Origin of the sequence: Streptomyces sp. NBC_01003 (assembly GCF_045162695.1) — a bacterium.
Classification (GTDB): domain Bacteria; phylum Actinomycetota; class Actinomycetes; order Streptomycetales; family Streptomycetaceae; genus Streptomyces.
Genome location: NZ_CP108707.1, coordinates 7,475,777 through 7,495,283, shown reverse-complemented (window position 1 = coordinate 7,495,283; position 19,507 = coordinate 7,475,777). Strand labels below are relative to the sequence as shown.

The window sequence follows — 19,507 nt, the reverse complement described above, 5'->3', positions numbered from 1 at the left end:
TTTCTCCCTATTTGCCCATACGTTCAGGAGCATTCATGCGAACCCAGAGCCGACGGAGGCCGCGCGCGCTGTGCGCCGCGGCCGCCGCAGGGACGCTGCTCGCCCCGCTGCTCTCCGGCTGCTGGGCCGGTGCCGGCGGGACCGGCTCGGGCGGTGACTCCATCAACGTCCTGATGGTGAACAACCCGCAGATGACCGAGTTGCAGAAGCTGACCGCCGCGCACTTCACCAAGGAGACCGGCATCAAGGTGAACTTCACCGTCCTGCCGGAGAACGACGTCCGCGACAAGATCAGCCAGGACTTCGCCAACCAGGCGGGCCAGTACGACGTCGCGACGCTGAGCAACTACGAGATCCCCATCTACGCCCGCAACGGCTGGCTGCACGAGCTGGGTTCGTACGCACGCAAGGACACCGCGTACGACGAGCGGGACATCCTCAAGCCGATGCGCGAGTCGCTCACCGGGGACGACGGGAAGCTCTACGGCCAGCCGTTCTACGGCGAGTCGTCCTTCCTCATGTACCGCAAGGACGTCTTCGCGAAGAAGGACCTGCGCATGCCCGCGCACCCCACCTGGCAGCAGGTCGCCGATCTCGCCGCGAAGGCGGACGGCGCCGAGCCCGGCATGAAGGGCATCTGCCTGCGCGGCCTGCCCGGCTGGGGTGAGCTCATGGCGCCGCTGACGACGGTGGTGAACACCTTCGGGGGCACCTGGTTCGACAAGAACTGGAAGGCGCAGCTCACCTCGCCCGGGTTCGAGAAGGCGACCCGTTTCTACGTGGACCTCGTCCGCAAGCACGGCGAGTCCGGAGCGGCCCAGTCCGGCTACGCGGAGTGCCTCAACAACCTCACCCAGGGCAAGACGGCCATGTGGTACGACGCCACGGCCGCCGCCGGTTCGCTCGAATCGGCGAAGTCCCCGGTCAAGGGCAAGATCGGCTACGTACCCGCGCCGGTCGAGAAGACGGAGAGCTCGGGCTGGCTCTACACCTGGGCCTGGGGCGTGCAGAACGCCTCGCGCAATCCCGACAAGGCGTGGAAGTTCGTCTCCTGGGCGTCGGGCAAGGGCTACGAGAACCTGGTCGGCAAGGAGATCGGCTGGTCGAACGTACCGGCCGGCAAGCGCGCCTCGACGTACACCAACCCGGAGTACCGCAAGGAGGCCGCCGCCTTCCAGGACGTGACGCGCGCGGCCATCGAAGGGGCGCGCCCCCGCGACCCGGGCGTCCAGCCGCGGCCCGCGCCCGGCATCCAGTTCGTCGGCATCCCCGAGTTCACCGATCTCGGCACCAAGGTCTCGCAGGAGATCAGCGCGGCCATTGCCGGACGCCAGTCGGTCGGCACCGCCCTGAACAAGTCCCAGAAGCTCGCCGACGAGATCGCGAAGGAGTACGAGGGACGATGACCGCGACCACGACCGTTCCCGTCACCCACGCGCGCGTGGGCACCGCCAAGTCCCCCGGCCGGCTGCGCGCCTGGGCCACCAGGGCCCCGCTCCTGCCCGCCCTCGTGTTCATGATCGTGGTGACCCAGCTGCCCTTCGTGGCGACGCTGGTGATCTCGTTCTTCGACTGGAACGCCCTGTATCCGGACGCCCGCCGCTTCGCCTGGTTCGCCAACTACAGCGAGGTGCTCACCGACGCGGACCTGCGCAAGTCCGTCCTGACGACGATCCTGCTGACGGCGACCGTCGTCATCGTGAGCCTGGTCGTCGGGCTCGGCCTCGCGCTGCTCCTCGACCGGAAGTTCCGCGGCCGCGGCCTCGTGCGCACGCTCCTCATCGCGCCGTTCCTGCTGGTCCCCGTCGCCGCCGCGCTGCTGTGGAAGCACGTCCTGTACAACCCCGAGTACGGGCTCCTCAACGGCCTGCTGCACTACGTCGGCGGCCCCCAGCCCGACTGGATCTCCAACACCCCGCTGCTCGCCGTCGAGACGGCCCTGGTGTGGCAGTGGACGCCGTTCATGATGCTGATCCTGCTCGCGGGCCTGCAGTCGCGCTCCCCCGAACTGATCGAGGCGGCCCGGATGGACGGCGCGGGCAACTGGCAGGTCTTCCGGTATCTGACGCTGCCCCACCTGCGCCGCTACCTCGAACTGGGCGCACTGCTCGGCTCGGTGTACATCGTGCAGAACTTCGACGCCGTCTTCACGATCACCTCGGGCGGCCTCGGCACCGCCAACCTGCCGTACACCGTCTACCAGAGCTTCTACCAGGCCCACGAGAACGGCCTCGCGTCGGCCGCCGGCGTCCTGGTCGTCATCGGCTCGATCATCATCGCGACGTTCGCGCTGCGCGTGGTGTCGTCGCTGTTCCGTGAGGAGGCGTCCCGCGCATGAATCTCCGTGTCCCGCGTCTGAAAGGGCTGGGGCTCGTCGCCTGGCTCGCCGGCATCCTGTTCTTCCTGCCCATCGCCTGGATGGTACTGACGTCCTTCCACTCGGAGGAGAACGCCGCCACCAACCCGCCCTCGTTCGCGGCCTCCCTCACCCTCGACGGGTACCGCGACTTCTTCGGCACGGCGGGCGGCGCGAGCCCGTGGCCCGCGCTCGTCAACTCGACGGTGGCGTCGCTCGCCTCGACGCTGTTCGTCCTGGTACTGGCCCTGCCGGCCGCGTACGCGCTGTCGATCCGGCCCGTGAAGAAGTGGACCGACGTCCTCTTCTTCTTCCTGTCGACGAAGATGCTCCCCGTCGTGGCGGGCCTCCTGCCGATCTACCTGTTCGCCAAGAACGCCGGGATGCTCGACAACATCTGGCTCCTGGTCATCCTCTACACGTCGATGAACCTGCCGATCGCCGTGTGGATGATGCGGTCGTTCCTCGCCGAGGTGCCGATCGCGGTCATCGAGGCCGCGCGGATCGACGGTGCGCGCCTGCCGACCCTCCTCGCGCGCGTGGTGGCCCCCATCGCCATGCCGGGCATCGCCGCGACCGCGCTGATCTGCTTCATCTTCAGCTGGAACGAACTCCTCTTCGCACGCGTACTCAGCGGTGTCGTCGCCCAGACCGCGCCCGTCTTCCTGACAGGCTTCATCACGAGCCAGGGCCTGTTCCTGGCGAAGGTGTGCGCCGCGTCCCTCGTTGTCTCCCTGCCGGTACTCGCCGCGGGGTTCGCCGCCCAGGACAAACTGGTCCAGGGCCTGTCGTTGGGAGCTGTGAAATGAAGGCCGCCGTCATCGAGTCCGTCGGCAAGGCAGTGGTCACGGAGGTCCCCGACCCCACGCCGGGTCCGCGTGACGTCGTCGTGGAGGTCGCGGCGTGCGGGCTGTGCGGCACCGATCTGCACATCCTCCAGGGCGAGTTCGCGCCGACGCTGCCGGTGGTGCCCGGTCATGAGTTCGCGGGGGTGGTCGTCGGTCTCGGGCGTGACGTGCGCGAGGTGTCGGTCGGCGACCGCGTCGCCGTCGACCCGTCGCTGTACTGCTACGAGTGCCGGTACTGCCGCTCGGGCCACAACAACCTCTGCGAGCGGTGGGCCGCGATCGGCGTCACCACCGCGGGCGGCGCCGCCCAGTACGCCGTCGCGCCCGTGGCGAACTGCGTACGCCTCCCCGACCACGTCCGCACCGAGGACGCGGCCCTCATCGAGCCCCTGTCGTGTGCCGTGCGCGGCTACGACGTACTGAACTCGCGCCTCGGCTCCCATGTGCTGATCTACGGCTCCGGGACGATGGGCCTGATGATGCTGGAGCTCGCCAAGCGGACCGGCGCCGCCAGTGTCGACGTCGTGGACCTCAACGCGGACCGGCTCGCCACCGCCCGCAAGCTGGGCGTCTCGGGGGCGGGGGCCGACGCGGACGAGCTCGACCGGCCGCAGGGCTGGGACGTCGTCATCGACGCGACAGGCAACGCGGGCGCGATCCAGGACGGTCTCGAGCGCGTCGCGAAGGCGGGGACGTTCCTCCAGTTCGGCGTCGCGGACTACGCGACGCGCGTGTCCATCGACCCGTACCGGATCTACAACCAGGAGATCACCATCACCGGCTCGATGGCCGTCCTGCACAGCTACGAGCGGGCCGCCGAACTGTTCGCGGGCGGTGTCCTCGACCCGGACGTGTTCATCAGCGACCGGCTGCCGCTCGACGCGTATCCGCAGGCGCTCGACCAGTTCGCGTCCGGGGTGGGGCGCAAGATCGTGGTGGTGCCGTGAGCCATCGGTGCGAAGTCATCGGCAGGTAAGGGAACGGCAAAGCCGTATCGCTCGTTACCCCGGCATGACCGCTATGACCCCCGGCTCGAACATCCCGCTGTCCACCGCCCGCGTGGCGGTGGACGTCGCCGCCCCGGTGCGGCTCGACGTCTCGGGCCTGCTGCTCACCGCCGACGGCAAGGTACGTTCCGACGACGACTTCATCTTCTACAACCAGCCCTCGGGCCCGGGCGTGACCTACCGCTCGGGCGGCGGCACGGCACCGGACGCGATCGTGGTGGACACAGCCGCCGTGCCGCCGGGCATCGAGAAGATCGTCGTCACCGCGAGCCCGGACGCGGCCGGCCAGACCTTCCAGGGCATCGAGCCCACGGCCACGATCAAGGCCGACGACGGCTCCGTGCTGGCCACGTTCACGCCGCCGCAGCTCGGCACCGAGACGGCTCTCGTGATCGTCGAGATCTACCTCCGTAACGGCGCCTGGAAGGCGCGCGCGGTGGGCCAGGGCTATGCGAACGGCCTGGCGGGCATCGCCACGGACTTCGGTGTGAGCGTCGAAGAGCCCGCGGCCCCGGCTCCGGCCCCCGCGCCGGCGCAGCCCGTGCAGGCCATGCCCGCGCCGACCACTCCCCCGGTCGACCCGCGCGTGGCCCCGCCCGCGCCCACCGCCGCCCCGGCCGCCCCGCCCGCCGCTCCCGCTCCCGGCGCCGGGAAGATCAATCTGGACAAGGGCCGCGTCAGCCTCCAGAAGAACCAGACGGTGTCCCTGGTCAAGGGCGGACAGCCGCTGCTCTCGCAGGTCAAGATGGGCCTCGGCTGGGAGCCCGCGTTCCGCGGCAAGGACATCGACCTGGACGCGTCGGTCATCGCCTTCGGCCCCCAGCGCAACCACGTGGACAGCTGCTACTTCGGCAAGCTCTCGATCGTGAACGGCGCGATCAAGCACTCCGGCGACAACCTCACGGGCGAGGGCGGCGGGGACGACGAGGTCATCGTCGTCGACCTGGGCCGGCTCCCGCAGGAGGTGACGGGCCTGGTGTTCACGGTGAACTCGTTCTCGGGCCAGAAGTTCACCGAGGTCGCCAAGGCGTACTGCCGCCTCATCGACGCGGCGACGGGCGAGGAGCTGGTCCGCTTCGACCTGACGAACGCGGAGGCGCAGACGGGCGTGATGATGGCGAAGCTGATCCGCCAGTTCTCCGGCGAGTGGGACATGACGGCCATGGGCGACTTCGTGAAGTCGCGGACGGTACGCGGCATGGTCAAGCCGGCGGCACAGGCGCTCTGACATCGGCCTGCGGCACAGGCCCCCCGAAGACGGCAGTCCCTCGCTCATGCGAGCGAGGGGTTGCCGCCGGGATCCGGGGCGTCACGAGGGGTGACGGGCGGACACGGCAGAGGCGGTCGGCAGCACGGAAGCGCGTGCTGCCGACCGCCTCATGGCGTCAGCCTCCGAAGCCGTGGACACGACCCCCGAATCCAGGGCGCCGGTTCCGAAGCGTCGGATACGTCAGAGCTTGGACAGCTTGGAGAACGGGGTCAGGAACCGGCCCTGCTGCCCGGCGAAGTCGATGAGCACGGCTTCGTCGCCCTCGACCCCGATGATCCTGCCGAGGCCGTACTGATCATGGGAAACGCGGTCGCCCACGGCGAACTGCTCTACCGGCGGAGCGGGCTTTGCCGGAACGTTGAAGGGGCTGCCCGGAAGTTGGCGGCGCGTACTGGGGGGCCTTGTCATTCAACGAGTATGCGCCCCGCGCACCCACGGACACCACGTCTGCGTCCTCACACTTCGGTGACGATGTCCGTGAAACACCCCTCTCGACCTGCGCTCACCTGCGCCTGAGCCCTCCGGCGTGGGCTTTTGCAGCGACGCAGATCACTGGAACAGCGCGCTGTAGGCGTTCAGGGCGGGCTGGCCGCCGAGGTGGGCGTACAGGACGGTCGCGTCGGGGCCGATCTCGCCCCGGGTGACCAGGTCGATCATCCCGGCCATCGACTTTCCCTCGTACACGGGATCGGTCACCATGCCCTCTGTGCGGGCGGCCAGCCGCATCGCGTCGAGGGTGGCCTCGTCGGGGACGCCGTACGTCCCCGCGTGGTAGCGCTCGTCGAGCTCGACGTCGTCCTCCGTCAGCTCCCTCCGTACGCCGACGAGCCCGGCCGTGCCCCGGGCGATCCGCAGGATCTGCTCGCGGGTGCGGTCCGGTTCGGCGGAGGCGTCGATGCCGAGGATGCGGCGAGGGCGGCCACCGGACTCGACGAGCGCCGTGCACCCGGCGATCATCCCCGCCTGGGTCGACCCGGTGACCGAGCAGACCACGACGGTGTCGAAGAAGACGCCCAACTCCTCTTCCTGCTCGGCCAGTTCGTAAGCCCATTGGGCGAATCCCAGGCCGCCCAGGCGGTGTTCGGAGCAGCCGGCCGGGATCGCGTACGGGCGGCCGCCCGCCTCCTCCACCTCGCGGACGGCCTGCTCCCAGCTGTCCTTGACGCCGATGCCGAACCCGGCCCGCACCAGACGCACCTGCGCGCCCGCGAGCCGGGAGATGAGGATGTTGCCGACCTTGTCGTAGACGGAGTCGGGCCACTCGACCCAGCTCTCCTGCACGACAACGCACTCGAGGCCCACGCGGGCCGCTACGGCCGCGACCTGACGGGTGTGGTTGGACTGCACCCCGCCGATCGACACGAGCGTGTCGCAGCCCTGCGCGAGGGCATCCGCGACCAGGTACTCCAGCTTGCGGGTCTTGTTCCCGCCGTACGCGATTCCGGAGTTGCAGTCCTCCCGCTTGGCCCAGAGGGCGGCCCCGCCGAGATGCGCGGTGAGCCGGTCCAGCGGGTGCACGGGCGAGGGGCCGAAGAGCAGGGGATAGCGCTCGTACGCGTCGATGGTCACGGGACCTCCCGGGGTCGGTTCGGTCGGTTCGGGGTCGCGGGTGCGGGGACCCGCCTCATGGGCCGGCCGACTACGCCTCCTCGTCGGCCAGCTCCTCCAGTACGCGCCAGATCTGCGTCGTGATCCGCACCGCGCCCGCCGCGTCCCCCGCGGCGCAGGCGTCCATGAGGCGGGCGTGGGGCTCGGCGGAGCCGCACGCGGCTCCCTGGCCGAAGCGGCGCCGCTCCAGGCGGCGGATGAGGGGCGTGTAGCGGGCGATGGTGGCGGCCGCGGCACGGTTGCCCGAGACGCGGACCGGGACGCCGTGCAGCTCGTCGTCCGCGCGCAGGGCCGCGTCCACGTCACCGGCCGCCACGGCGGCGGCGAACCGTGCGTTGGCCTCGCGCATCGCGTCGGTGTCCGCGCGGGCGAGGCGGGGCACGGCGGTGCGGACGGCGAGCTCGTGCATGGCGCGTACGACGGCGGCCGCGTCCCGTACGTCGGCCGCCACCAGGGGGGTGACCCGGGTGTGGCTCTGCGGCTTGGTCTCCAGGAGCCCCTCGTCCACGAGCCGTGAGAACGCCGCGCGGACGGGCGCGCGGGACAGACCGAGGAGTTCGGCGAGATCCGCGTCACGTACGACCGCACCCGGAGCGATGTCCCCGCCGACGATGGCGTCACGGATCGCGGTGCACGCCTGGTCCCTGAGGAGGGTGCGCTGCACCCGTCGGATGGCCGCCATGAACTGAAATGTTAGATACCAATGCCGTTCGCGGGAACCCCCCGGTGCCTGCCTGGCGTCGCAGTGATCGTCGGCGGTACTCGGCGGCCCGGGTCTTCCGGGCGTCCCTGCCCGCCGGCGGCGAGCCGCGGTACCGCTGTTCGGAGCCGTACAGGAGGATGGCGTTCCATGGTGCGTCTCGCGGGTTACCGCCTCGTCAGTCAGCTCGGCGACGGCGGCACGGGGACCGCGCACCTGGCGCGCTCACCGGCGGGCCAGGTCGTGGTGGTCAGGACAGTGCGGGAGCCTCTCGCCGCCGAGCCTCTGTTCAGGGCGCGGTACCGGTGGGAGACCGAGGCGGCGCGGGCCGTGCGGGGGCCCTTCACTGCGGCCGTGCTCGACGCCGACCCCGAGGCGGCAGTGCCCTGGACCGCGGCGGAGTTCTGCGTGGGCCCCTCGCTGTCCGAGGCCGTGGCGGCGCTCGGCCTGCCGGACCCGGGTGCCCTCGCCGCGATCGGCGCCTCGCTCGCCGCGGCGCTCACGGCGATCCATGCGACGGGGCTCGTGCACGGCGATCTCAAGCCGGCGAACGTCGTCGTGACGGCCGCCGGGCCCAAGGTCATCGACTTCGGGGTCGCGAAGGCTGCGGTCCCGGGCGGCGGGACGCCCGGCATCGGCGAACCGGCCGCTGATCCGGCCGGCTCTCCCGGCTTCATGGCGCCCGAGCAGATCACCCACGCCGTCCCGGCCGGCGCCCCCGCGGACGTGTTCGCGCTCGGCGCGCTGCTCGGCCTCTGCGCGACGGGCCGCAATCCGCACGGCGCGGGCAACGCCCCGCACGTCATCCACCGCACGCTGCACGAGGAGCCCGACCTGGTCGGAGTCCCGGACCGGGAGTGGGAGGCGTTCCTCGGCGGCTGCCTGGCCAAGTCCCCTTACGCCCGTCCGACGGTCCCCGAGGTCCTGGCGTGGTGCGTGGCCCGGGCGACCCCGTATCCCTGGTGGGAGCAGGAGGAGGTCGCGGCCCTCATCCACGTGCACGAGGAGTCGCTCGCGGAGAGGCTGTCGGCGGAGGAGCAGGACTGATCCGGGGACGACCGCGGCCGACGCGCACGGCAGGTGCGTGCGCGTCGGCCGGAGCTCAGCCGGCGGCCGGAGATCGGTCGTCAGCCGTCAGTCGCTTCGGGTGGAGCGTGATCAGTTCGAGCGCTGGCGCTTCCACGGCCCCGTGATGGCGAGCATGATGCCCGGGGTCTGGATGTTCGCGTAGAGGGTCCGGCCGTCGGGCGAGAACGTGACGCCCGTGAACTCGCTGTACTCCGGCTCCTGTTCGGTGCCGATGTTCAGCTCGTTGCGCGCGATCGGGTACGTACGTCCACTGTCGGTCGCGCCGAACAGGTGCTGGATGCCGTTGCCGTCCTCGGCGATGACGAGGCCACCGTACGGGGAGACCGTGATGTTGTCCGGGCCGTCGAAGGCGCCGTCCTTGGACGGGTCCGCGTTCACGCCGAGCAGGACCTTGAGCGTCAGGGTGCGGCGCTTGGGGTCGTAGAACCAGACCTGTCCGTCGTGCTGGACCGGGCTCTCCTCACGGGCGAACGAGGAGACGATGTACGTGCCGCCGTCGGCCCACCACATGCCTTCGAGCTTGCGGGCGCGGGTGACCTCACCGGCGGCGAACTGCTTGCGCACGGAGACCGTCTTGGCGTCGCGGTCGGGCACGTCGACCCAGTCGACGCCGTAGACCGTGCCGATCTGCGTGGCACGCGACAGGTCGTCGACGAAGCGGCCGCCGGAGTCGAAGCACTTGGTGGCCTGGAGGACGCCCGCGTCGTCGGCGAGCGTGCGCAGCTTGCCGCGGCCGTGGTGGAAGCCCTTCGGCGGCGTCCAGCGGTAGAGCAGGCCGTTGGGGCCGGACGCGTCCTCGGTGAGGTAGGCGTGGCCGCGCTTGGGGTCGATCACGACGGCCTCGTGGGCGTACCGGCCGAAGGCCTTGATCGGCTTGGGCTCGCGATTCGCGCGGCGGTCCGCGGGGTCGACCTCGAAGACGTAGCCGTGGTCCTTGGTCATGCCGTTGGCGCCGGCCTTGTCCTCGGTCTCCTCGCAGGTCAGCCAGGTGTCCCAAGGGGTGCGCCCGCCGGCGCAGTTGGTGGCGGTGCCGGCGATGCCGACCCACTCGGCGACCTGTCCGTCGCGGCGGACCTCGACGACGGTGCAGCCACCGGCCGCGGCCGGGTCGTAGACGAGGCCCTCGGTGAGCGGGACCGGGTACTTCGCCTTGGTGCGGGCGCCGCCGATCTCGTGGTTGTTGACGAGCAGCGTGGCGCCGCGGGGACCGTCGAAGGTGGCGGTGCCGTCGTGGTTCGACGGCGTCGACTCGCCCGACTCCAGCGTCGTCCTGCCCGTGTACGTGATGACGCGGTACGAGAATCCGGCGGGCAGCGCGAGCAGGCCCTTCGGGTCGTCGACGAGCGGGCCGTAGCCGACACCCTGGTGGTGGCCCTCGTGGCCCTCGTGGCCCTCGTGGCCCTCGTGGCCCTCGGCGTGCTCGTACTCGCCGTCGGCGGCCAGCGCACCGGGAGCGGTGGCGAGCGCGCCGACGGTGCCGGCCAGGGCGATGCCCGCGCCGGTGGCGGCGGAGCGTCTCGTGAAGTCCCTGCGGGTGAGCGACATGGTGTCTCCTGTGACCGGGTGGCTGTGGCGGTGGAGCGGGCGCTGATGCCGTTTCGGCCACACGTTCCCCGTCATGCCTGAACGGGGGTTGAACTCCGCACGACGCAGGCAGAGCGAACACGTTCACGGTCGTCGGCGGGCGGGGCCGGCCGAGGGATGAGCGGGCCGGCGGTACGCGGAGGGGGCGGGGCGCCTCGCGCCCCGCCCCCTCCCTGTCCCCGGCTTCGTCGTCCGCGCTATCCGCCCTGCGCGGACCGCGCCTTGAACGCCGCCTTGCGGGCCTCCTTGGCCACCTTCTTGTCGGGATGCAGGCGCCCCATCGCCTCCAGGACGTCCGCCGTCGCCGGGTGGTCCACCTTCCAGGCCGCCGCGAAGAACCCGCGGTGCTGGGCCGCGAGCCCCTCGACCAGGCCCTGGAGCTCGTCGGAGTTGCCCTCCAGGGCGAGCTGCGCGGCGATCGTGTCGACGGTGAGCCAGAAGATCAGGGACTCCGGCGGCGCGGGCACGTCGCTCGCCCCGTGCTCGGCGAGCCAGACTCGCGCGAGACCGCCCAGCTCCGCGTCGTCGAGCACCTCCCTGAGCGCCGGCTCCGCCTCGCCGCCCACGAGGGACAGCGCCTGCTGGCAGCGCAGCCGCCGCAGCGGCGCCCCGGCGTCCGCGCCGCGCGCCGCGGCCAGCAACTCACGTGCCGCCACGAGCGGTTGGCGCCGTGCGAGCCACTGCTCGATCTCGGCCTGCGCGGCGGCCTGCGGGAACGACGACGTGCCGTCGAGCAGCGTGTCGGCGCCCTTGTCCGCGAGGTCGCCGACGACGGGCGCGTCGAGGCCCGCGTCGATCATGCGCGCGCGGACGCCGTAGAGCCCGAGCGGGGTGAGGCGCACCATGCCGTACCGCGTGACGTCCGAGTCGTCGAAGGCGTCGGGCCCGTCGACCCCCTCGCCCTCCCCGATCTCCGCCATCAGGGCCTCGTCGACCGGCTGGTACTCGACGAGCCCCACCGGGACGAGCAGCCGGAACTGGTCGTCCAGCTTCAGCATCGCGTCCGACACCTGCTCCAGGACGTCGTCCGTGGGTTCGCCCATGTCGTCGGGCACGATCATCGACGCGGCGAGGGCGGGCAGCGGGACGGCCTCGTCGCCGGCGCCGCTCTCGGTGACGGTCAGGAGATAGAGGTTGCCGAGGACGCCTTCGAGGAACTCGGCCTCCGCGTCGGGGTCCCAGTCGAGCTGCGAGAAGTCGACCTCGCCGGTCTCCTCCAGGACGTCGACGAGGTCGTCCAGGTCCGGGATGCTCGCGTCGGCGAGCGCGGTGTCCAGGGCGCCGAGCCAGAGGGCGAGGATGTCCTGCGGGCTGCCGGAGGCGACGACGGCGAGGTCCTCGCCCGCGGCGACGGTGCCCTCCTCCTCGTCCACGATCTCCACGAGCCCGGTGTCGACCGCGACCCGCCAGGCCTCGCTGGCCTCGGCGGCCCCGTCGGCATCGGCGCCCAGCCCGAGTTCGAGCGCCGCGGCGGGCAGCTGTTCCTCGACGAGTTCGCCGCCCGCGCCGACCCGCGTCGTGGGTCCCGCCCAGCGGGCGAGCCGCACCGCGCGGGAGAGCAGCGGGGTGGCGAGGGCGTCGCGCGCGAGTTCCGCTTCGGAACGCAGCCTCGCCGGCGGCAGGGGGGAGCTGTCTGACATCGCCTTGTTCTCCTCCGGACGTGTTGTGCGACCGCTCAGCCTAGACGGATTTGGCAGCATGCCGCCCGGTTCATGTACCCGTCAGGAACCGTACACCGGTGGAACCTTGACAACTCCCCTTGCTTCACAAGACATTTACGCGCGTAGAAGAGCACGGAGCGGCCACTCGCTCCACCCTCGTCCCGGCGCCTCACCCACGTCCCCGGAGGGACCCCTTGCCGAGCAAGAACTCGTCGCGCCTCGCCGCGCTGACCGTCGCCGCCGTATGCTCCACCGTCTCCGCCGTCGTCCTCACCTCGCCCGCGCACGCGGACGCGATACGCATCCATGACATCCAGGGCGCGACCCGGATGTCCCCGCTGGCCGGGAAGCAGGTCACGGACGTGGCCGGCGTGGTCACGGGCGTCAGAAGCTACGGCTCGTCCAAGGGCTTCTGGATCCAGGACACGGCGCCCGACGCCGACCCCGCCACGAGCGAGGGCGTCTTCGTCTTCACCAGCTCGGCCCCGAAGGCCGTCACCGGCGACGCGGTGACGGTCTCGGGCACGGTCTCGGAGTACGTCCCCGGCGGCGCCTCGTCGGGCAACCAGTCCGTCACGGAGATCACCAAGCCGACGGTCACGGTCGTCTCGTCGGGCAACGCGCTCCCGGCCGCCACGGTCATCGACGCGAAGTCGGTCCCCGCCGCGTACGCTCCGGCCGGCGACCCGGCGGCGAACGGCTCGGTCAACGCGCTGCCGCTGCGCCCGTCGAAGTACGCCCTCGACCTCTACGAGTCCCTGGAGGGCATGAACGTACGCGTCGGCTCCTCCCGCGTCGTCACCGCCTCGGACGCGTACGCCGAGCTGTGGGTGACGGTCAAGCCGCACGAGCGCCCCACGCGCCGCGGCGGCACCGTCTACGGCTCGTACGAGTCCCAGAACACGGGCCGTCTGCAGATCCAGTCGCTCGGCACGGTCGCCGACTTCCCCGCCGCGAACGTCGGGGACACCCTGGCGGGACGGACCGAAGGGCCCCTGGACTACACCCAGTTCGGCGGTTACACGCTGGTCGCGCGGGAGCTCGGCACCCTGGACAAGGGGGGCCTGGAGCGGGAGACGAAGCGGAAGCAGAAGCGCGGCGAGCTGGCCGTGGCCACGTACAACGTCGAGAACCTGGACCCGGGCGACGGCACGTTCGCCGCGCACGCGGCCGCGATCGTCGACCACCTCCAGTCCCCCGACGTCGTGTCCCTGGAGGAGATCCAGGACAACAACGGCGCGAAGGACGACGGCACGGTCGCCGCGGACGTCACGGTGAACAAGCTGATCGACGCGATCGTCGCCGCGGGCGGCCCGAAGTACGACTGGCGCTCCGTCGACCCGGTCAACGACCAGGACGGCGGCGAACCCGGAGGCAACATCCGCCAGGTGTTCCTCTTCAACCCCGAGCGCGTCTCGTTCACCGACCGCGCGGGCGGCGACTCCACGACGCCGGTGGGCGTGACGCGGACGCACGGGCGGGCCGCGCTGACCGCGTCCCCGGGCCGGATCGCCCCGGCCGACGCGGCGTGGAAGAACAGCCGCAAGCCGCTCGCGGGCGAGTTCATATTCCGCGGCAAGACCGTCTTCGTGATCGCCAACCACTTCGCGTCGAAGGGCGGCGACCAGGGCCTGACGGCCCAGTACCAGCCGCCGGCGCGCAGTTCGGAGACCCAGCGCCACGCGCAGGCGGACGCGGTGAACGGCTTCGTGACGGAGATCCTCAAGGCGCAGAAGAACGCCGACGTCGTCACGCTCGGCGACATCAACGACTTCGAGTTCTCCGGCACGACGCAGCGCCTGGAGAACGACGGCGCCCTGTGGTCCGCGATCAAGTCCCTGCCGAGGAGCGAGCGTTACACGTACGACTACCAGGGCAACAGCCAGGTTCTTGACCAGATCCTGATCAGCCCGTCGATCCGGCACGACGACTTCGCGTACGACAGCGTGCACATCAACAGCGAGTTCAACGACCAGATCAGCGATCACGACCCGCAGGTGCTGCGGTTCCGTCCGTAGCACCTGCGGGTCCGTCTCTGTCAGTAGCACCTGCGGGTCCGTACGTAGCACCTGCGGGCCGTCCGGCGGGCGGGGTCGGTCAGGCGAAGACCCCGTCCAGCCAGCCGCGCCAGGCGGTCTCGTCCCGCGCGGCGTCGGCGTCCGGCGCGAAGTCGTGGACGACGATGCCGACGGGCGCGCCCCAGCGGCCGCGGCCGAAGATGCGGTACAGGGCGTCGTCGGTGCGCAGGCCGATGAAGTACGGGTTGCGGTAGTCGAGCACGGCTTCCAGGGTCTCGCCGCCGGGGCCCCGGACCCGCAGCTTGGTGCCCTCGGCGGCGTCGTCGGGCAGGCCGAGGGCGCGGCCGACGGCGGCGAGGGCCTCGGTGTTCGCGGACGCGGCGGGCCCGTCGAACATGGTGAAGGCGACGGGGCGGCCCGCGAAGTGCGTCAGGTACTGGCGCAGCGTGTGCAGGTAGAAGTCGGTGTGCTTGTCGGCGCCGTCGTAGTAGTCGTCCCAGTTGTCGGTGAAGATCCCGCTGTGGACGTAGCGGACCCAGGCGCGGCTGCCGCCGCCGCGGGCCTCGATGACGTGGTCCAGTTGATTGAGGGTCTGGAACGGGGGCAGCGCGTCCGGGTTGTCCGAGCGGGCGGTGAGGCGGTGCTCCGGATCCCAGGCCGTGATCGTGGCGCCGTGCGGCCCGCGGCCGCCCTCCTTCGGCTCGTACTCCATCGGCCACAGCCAGCCGCCGGTGCCCGAGGTGAGCGCCTCCCAGACCTGCTCGGGGGTGGCGTCGACCTCGAACTCGCGGGCGATCTCGAATTCCCTGGGTTCGTTCGTCATGGCGGTAACTCCTTGGTGCGGTCAGTGCGCTCGGTGCGGTCGGTCTTCGAGGGGCGGTCGGGGCTGCGGATCCTTCACCTTGGGATGCACGGCGATCACCACGCGGTGGTCGCGGCCACCCTCGGCGGATCCGTCGTGGTACTTGCGGACGAGCGCGCCGACCCCTTGGGTCAGCTCCTCGATGAACGCGGCCCGGTCCGCGGCGGACGCGAACCTGACCTCGCCGTCGAGGGCGTAGGTGGCGAGGCGCTTCTTCGCCTTGGCGGCCCCGGTCAGCAGCGCTCCCACGTCCTGTACGAGGCGTGCCGCGACGGCGAGCAGCCAGCGCGCGGAGAGCTGGTCGCGGGCCCGGTCCGGGTCGGGCTGCACGGCGCCGAGCGCGACCGGTGAGATCACGTACGAGGCTGCCGTGGCCCGCATCAGGCGCTCGGTGACATTGCCCTTGCGCCGCTCCCCCGCCAGCTCGACCAGGCCGTGCTTCTCCAGCGCCTTGAGGTGGTAGTTCACCTTCTGGCGCGGCAGGCCGACCTTGGGGGCGAGCATCGCGGCGGATGCGGGTCCGGCGGCCAGCTCCGCGAGCAGCCGGGCCCTGATCGGGTCGAGGGAGACCGCGGCTGCCGCCGGGTCCTCGATCACGGTGACGTCCAACATGACTCCACGGTCGCACCGAAAACTTTTTTTGTCCAGGCGACTTGATTGTTCGGCGAGTCGCAACCCGCCCGACGGACGTCGTTACGCGGTCGGCCCAGGCGCGAGACTCGGCGCGAGCCTGTAGCGGCCGGCGACGCCAGGGATGGCGAGTGGCGCGTCACGGACCTCTGGCTCGTCGTACACGCGGTCATGACCGCCTCCACGAGTGGACGAAGCTTCGGGCTGCCTCTCGCCTGCTCACCCTCGAATGCCGACCACGGCCGAGGTCAAGGACCCGGGAGCAGGCGGGGGCGCGGGCGGATCACGGTGGCACCACGTGGTGCCACTAGGGGTGCCAGAGTGGACGAGACCCGGCATGACACCGCTTTGACGCAACTCGACGCCAACACATTTCCGCAGGTCAGAGCTGCCACCCCACCTTCAACCTGCAATTGCTCCCTCAGTGCGCTTGCGCATGGCGCCACGATGGTGCCACTATGGCGTCATGGACCTCACGCCGTATGTCGACAACCTCCGCCGCGAACTCGCGGTGGCCGCCGAAGCCGGCGGCGAAGAAGCCCGCGAGCTGGCCGAACGGCTCACCGCTCCCCTGGAGTCGGCGACCCGCCTGACGATGCTCAATGTGCTCTCCGCCGCGATGGACGAGATCACCCGTGAACTCGCCCCCGGCTCGGTCGACGTACGGCTGCGCGGGCTCGACCCCGACTTCGTGGTGACGCGGCCGGCGGCCGACGAGGCGTACGAGGCGTCGTTCGAGGACCGGAGCGGGCCCGCCGAGCCGCTCAAGGCGCCGGCCCCGGCGCCCGCCGACGGCGACGACGGCGGCACCGCCCGCGTCAATCTGCGCCTGCCCGCCCACCTCAAGACGCGCGCCGAGGAGGCCGCGAACCGCGAGGGCCTGTCGGTCAACGCGTGGCTGGTACGAGCCGTGTCGGCCGCGGTCGACGGCGGCACCCCGTCACGTGCGCCGGGAGGCACCAGAGCCGCCCGCACCACCCGCGCCGTCGGACAGAGCTTCACGGGCTGGGTGCGCTGACCGCTCCTCCGCCCGCCCGAATTCACCCGGAACTTCACCCTGAGACCCAAGAGGACGGGACAGCCATGCCTTCTTTCGACGCTCCTTTCGACACTCCCGAGCCGATCTCGGCCACCGCCCACGTGGAAGCCGGGTCCATCCGGTTCATCGCCACCGACCGGCTCGACACCCTCGTCGACGTGCAGCCGCGCGACCCGAAGAAGGATCAGCACGTACGGGCCGCCGAGCAGACCGAAGTGCGGTACGCGAGCGGCCTGTTGACCATCAGGACGCCCAAGGGCCGCCGCCTCATCGGCCCCTCCGGCGTCGTCGACGTGACGGTCGAACTGCCCACGGGCTCGCAGGTGGAGGTGGTCGGCGCCTGGACCCAGGTGAACGGTGAGGGCCGGCTCGGCGAGGTGCGCGTGAAGACCTCGTCGGGCGATGTCCGCCTCGAGACCAGCGGGCCGCTGCACCTGGCCGCGTCCCACGGCAGCGTCACCGTGGACCACGTCCAGGGGTCCGCCGAGATCACCACCAGCTCCGGCAGCGTGCGCCTCGGCACCGTCGACGGCCAGGCCGTCCTGAAGAACTCCTCAGGTACCACGACCGTCGGCGACGCCCTGGGCGATCTGCGCGTGAACGGCGCCCACGGTGACATCTTCGTCGGGCGCGCAGCGGGCTCGGTCGCGGCCACCACTGCCCACGGCGCCCTGCGCGTCGACGAAGTCGCCCGCGGCACCGTCCAGTTGGAGACCTCCTACGGCGCCATCGAGATCGGCATCCGCGGGGGCACGGCCGCCTGGCTCGACGTGAGCTCGGCCGCCGGCCAGGTGCACAACGGGCTCGGCGCCTCCGACGGCCCCGACAAGTCCGAGGACACCGTCGAGGTCCGCGCCCGGACCAAGTTCGGCAACATCGACATCCGCCGCGCCCGGGCCTGACCCGCCCCGAGTTCCTTACTCCACCGGCCACTTCACCGCTCACCACTTCACCGCCACCACACCTTCGATTGGGAGGGCTCCGTGCCTTCGTCTGTCATGCCCACGCCCAAGTTGGGCAGCGGCCAGCAGCCGCCCGCCGCCGTCTCCACCGCCGATCTGCGCAAGTCGTACGGCGACAAGACCGTCCTCGACGGCATCGACCTGCACATCCCGGCCGGCACCGTGTTCGCGCTGCTCGGGCCGAACGGCGCGGGCAAGACCACCGCCGTGCAGATCCTGTCCACGCTCATCTCCGCCGACGGCGGCCAGGCCCAGGTCGCGGGCCACGACGTCGCCACTTCGCCGGAAGGCGTGCGTGCCGCGATCGGCGTGACCGGGCAGTTCTCCGCCGTCGACGGGCTGATCACCGGCGAGGAGAACATGTTCCTCATGGCGGACCTGCACCACCTGTCCAAGCGTGAGGGGCGGCGGGTCGCCGCCGAGCTGCTCGAGCGGTTCGACCTGACCGACGCCGCGAAGAAGCCCGCCTCCACCTACTCCGGCGGCATGAAGCGCCGCCTCGACATCGCCATGACGCTGGTCGGCAGCCCGCGGATCATCTTCCTCGACGAGCCCACCACCGGCCTCGACCCGCGCGCCCGTCACAACATGTGGGGCATCATCCGCGAGCTGGTCTCCGACGGCGTCACCGTCTTCCTCACCACCCAGTACCTGGACGAGGCCGACGAGCTCGCCGACCGCATCGCGGTACTCAACGACGGCAAGATCGCCGCCGAGGGCACCGCCGAGGAACTCAAGCGGCTCATCCCCGGCGGACACATCCGGCTCCGCTTCACCGACCCGGACGCCTACCAGGCCGCCGCCCTCTCACTGCGCGAGGCCCACCGGGACGACGAGGCCCTCGCGCTGCAGCTCCCCAGCGACGGCAGCCAGCGCGAGCTGCGCTCCATCCTCGACTGGCTGGACGCCACCGCCATCGAGGCGGACGAGCTGACCGTGCACACCCCCGACCTCGACGACGTGTTCTTCGCCCTGACCGGCGGCGCCCGCATCCCCAACCAGCCCAACCAGCCCAACCAGCCCAAGGAGGATGCCCGATGAGCTCCCTGTCCCTCGCCGTGCGCGACTCGTCCACGATGCTGCGCCGCAACCTCCTGCACGCCCGGCGCTACCCCTCCATGACGCTGAATCTGCTGCTCACACCGGTCGTGCTGCTGCTGCTCTTCGTCTACATCTTCGGCGACGTCATGAGCGCGGGCATCAGCGGCGGCGGTGCGGACCGCTCCGCGTACATCGCCTATCTCGTCCCGGGCATCCTGATGCTGACCATCGGCGGCACCACGATCGGCAGCGCGGTATCCGTCTCCATGGACATGACCGAGGGCATCATCGCCCGCTTCCGTACGATGTCGATCCACCGCGGCTCGGTGCTCATCGGGCACGTCGTCGGGAGCGTGCTGCAATGCGTGATGAGCGTGGTGCTCGTCGGGGCCGTCGCCGTGGCGATCGGGTTCCGCGCCACTGACGCCACCTTCGTGGAGTGGATCCTGGCGGTCGGACTGCTGGCGCTCGTCTCCCTGGCGCTCACGTGGATCGCGGTCGGGATGGGCCTCTCCAGCCCGAACGCCGAGGCGGCCAGCAACAACGCCATGCCGCTGATGGTCCTGCCGCTCCTGTCCAGCGCCTTCGTGCCGGTCGACGCGATGCCGGGCTGGTTCCAGCCGATCGCCGAGTACCAGCCGTTCACCCCGGCCATCGAGACGGTGCGCGGACTGCTGCTCGGCACCGAGATCGGCAACAACGGGTGGCTGGCCGTGGCCTGGTGCGTGGCCCTGGCCGTACTCGGCTACGTCTGGTCGCGCTCGCTCTTCAACAGCATCGGTAAGCGCTGAGCACTGAGCACTGAGCACTGAGCACTGAGGACAGGAACACA

At 71.0% G+C, this 19,507-nt stretch carries 18 protein-coding genes; 11 read left to right on the top strand and 7 right to left on the bottom strand.

Going from position 1 to position 19,507, the window contains the following annotated elements:
- Window positions 1–35: 35 nt before the first annotated feature.
- From OG698_RS34170 to OG698_RS34150, 5 genes are all read left to right on the top strand, one after another.
- Window positions 36–1,406, top strand: a complete 1,371-nt coding sequence (locus OG698_RS34170; protein ID WP_399979511.1) for an ABC transporter substrate-binding protein — start codon at window positions 36–38, stop codon at window positions 1,404–1,406.
- Window positions 1,403–2,338: a carbohydrate ABC transporter permease gene (locus OG698_RS34165; RefSeq protein ID WP_406107602.1), complete on the top strand. Its 936-nt coding sequence runs from the start codon at window positions 1,403–1,405 to the stop codon at window positions 2,336–2,338. The genes OG698_RS34170 and OG698_RS34165 overlap by 4 nt, the downstream gene beginning before the upstream one ends.
- Window positions 2,335–3,165, top strand: a complete 831-nt coding sequence (locus tag OG698_RS34160) for a carbohydrate ABC transporter permease (RefSeq protein ID WP_406107600.1) — start codon at window positions 2,335–2,337, stop codon at window positions 3,163–3,165. Before OG698_RS34165 ends, OG698_RS34160 begins: the two co-directional genes overlap by 4 nt.
- On the top strand, window positions 3,162–4,151 hold the full coding sequence (locus OG698_RS34155) for a zinc-dependent alcohol dehydrogenase family protein (protein WP_406107599.1): 990 nt from the start codon (window positions 3,162–3,164) through the stop codon (window positions 4,149–4,151). The genes OG698_RS34160 and OG698_RS34155 overlap by 4 nt, the downstream gene beginning before the upstream one ends.
- A gap of 73 nt (window positions 4,152–4,224) precedes the next feature.
- Window positions 4,225–5,439, top strand: a complete 1,215-nt coding sequence (locus tag OG698_RS34150; RefSeq protein WP_406111460.1) for a TerD family protein — start codon at window positions 4,225–4,227, stop codon at window positions 5,437–5,439.
- Window positions 5,440–5,661: 222 nt separating this feature from the next.
- Here OG698_RS34150 and OG698_RS34145 read toward each other — a convergent pair whose 3' ends face one another.
- From OG698_RS34145 to OG698_RS34135, 3 genes are all read right to left on the bottom strand, one after another.
- Window positions 5,662–5,889 (bottom strand): CarD family transcriptional regulator, encoded by a 228-nt coding sequence (locus OG698_RS34145; RefSeq protein ID WP_100592434.1) that lies wholly within the window; start codon window positions 5,887–5,889, stop codon window positions 5,662–5,664.
- A gap of 141 nt (window positions 5,890–6,030) precedes the next feature.
- On the bottom strand, window positions 6,031–7,050 hold the full coding sequence (locus OG698_RS34140) for a 1-aminocyclopropane-1-carboxylate deaminase (protein WP_406107597.1): 1,020 nt from the start codon (window positions 7,048–7,050) through the stop codon (window positions 6,031–6,033).
- Window positions 7,051–7,120: 70 nt separating this feature from the next.
- A complete protein-coding gene (locus OG698_RS34135) occupies window positions 7,121–7,771 on the bottom strand; it encodes a GntR family transcriptional regulator (RefSeq protein WP_406107596.1) in 651 nt (216 codons plus the stop codon).
- 168 nt (window positions 7,772–7,939) lie between these two features.
- Between OG698_RS34135 and OG698_RS34130 the strand changes: the two genes are divergently transcribed.
- Window positions 7,940–8,836, top strand: coding sequence for a serine/threonine-protein kinase (locus tag OG698_RS34130; protein ID WP_406107594.1), 897 nt, complete (start codon window positions 7,940–7,942; stop codon window positions 8,834–8,836).
- A gap of 111 nt (window positions 8,837–8,947) precedes the next feature.
- On the opposite strand, the gene OG698_RS34125 is transcribed toward OG698_RS34130, so the two are convergent.
- Both OG698_RS34125 and OG698_RS34120 read right to left on the bottom strand, forming a co-directional pair.
- Complete coding sequence (locus tag OG698_RS34125; protein WP_406107592.1) at window positions 8,948–10,423, bottom strand: alkaline phosphatase PhoX; 1,476 nt, start codon at window positions 10,421–10,423, stop codon at window positions 8,948–8,950.
- 236 nt (window positions 10,424–10,659) lie between these two features.
- On the bottom strand, window positions 10,660–12,102 hold the full coding sequence (locus tag OG698_RS34120) for a hypothetical protein (RefSeq protein ID WP_406107590.1): 1,443 nt from the start codon (window positions 12,100–12,102) through the stop codon (window positions 10,660–10,662).
- A 215-nt stretch (window positions 12,103–12,317) separates the two neighbouring features.
- Here OG698_RS34120 and OG698_RS34115 point away from each other — a divergent pair, with 215 nt between their 5' ends.
- Window positions 12,318–14,141, top strand: coding sequence for an endonuclease/exonuclease/phosphatase family protein (locus tag OG698_RS34115; protein WP_406107588.1), 1,824 nt, complete (start codon window positions 12,318–12,320; stop codon window positions 14,139–14,141).
- Window positions 14,142–14,220: 79 nt separating this feature from the next.
- Here the strand turns inward: OG698_RS34115 and OG698_RS34110 are convergent, their stop codons facing one another.
- Together OG698_RS34110 and OG698_RS34105 are read right to left on the bottom strand one after the other, a co-directional pair.
- Window positions 14,221–14,964 (bottom strand): SRPBCC domain-containing protein, encoded by a 744-nt coding sequence (locus OG698_RS34110; protein ID WP_406107587.1) that lies wholly within the window; start codon window positions 14,962–14,964, stop codon window positions 14,221–14,223.
- A 21-nt stretch (window positions 14,965–14,985) separates the two neighbouring features.
- Window positions 14,986–15,615, bottom strand: coding sequence for an ArsR/SmtB family transcription factor (locus OG698_RS34105; protein ID WP_406107585.1), 630 nt, complete (start codon window positions 15,613–15,615; stop codon window positions 14,986–14,988).
- A 484-nt stretch (window positions 15,616–16,099) separates the two neighbouring features.
- Between OG698_RS34105 and OG698_RS34100 the strand changes: the two genes are divergently transcribed.
- The 4 genes from OG698_RS34100 to OG698_RS34085 all read left to right on the top strand — a co-directional run bounded on the left by OG698_RS34100 (window position 16,100) and on the right by OG698_RS34085 (window position 19,466).
- Window positions 16,100–16,651, top strand: a complete 552-nt coding sequence (locus OG698_RS34100; RefSeq protein ID WP_406107584.1) for a hypothetical protein — start codon at window positions 16,100–16,102, stop codon at window positions 16,649–16,651.
- A 65-nt stretch (window positions 16,652–16,716) separates the two neighbouring features.
- Window positions 16,717–17,574: a DUF4097 family beta strand repeat-containing protein gene (locus tag OG698_RS34095; protein WP_406107583.1), complete on the top strand. Its 858-nt coding sequence runs from the start codon at window positions 16,717–16,719 to the stop codon at window positions 17,572–17,574.
- Window positions 17,575–17,670: 96 nt separating this feature from the next.
- Entirely contained in the window at window positions 17,671–18,675 is a 1,005-nt protein-coding gene (locus OG698_RS34090; protein WP_406107581.1) for an ATP-binding cassette domain-containing protein, read from the top strand.
- Window positions 18,672–19,466, top strand: coding sequence for an ABC transporter permease (locus tag OG698_RS34085; RefSeq protein WP_406107580.1), 795 nt, complete (start codon window positions 18,672–18,674; stop codon window positions 19,464–19,466). The genes OG698_RS34090 and OG698_RS34085 overlap by 4 nt, the downstream gene beginning before the upstream one ends.
- The last annotated feature ends 41 nt before the right edge of the window (window positions 19,467–19,507 follow it).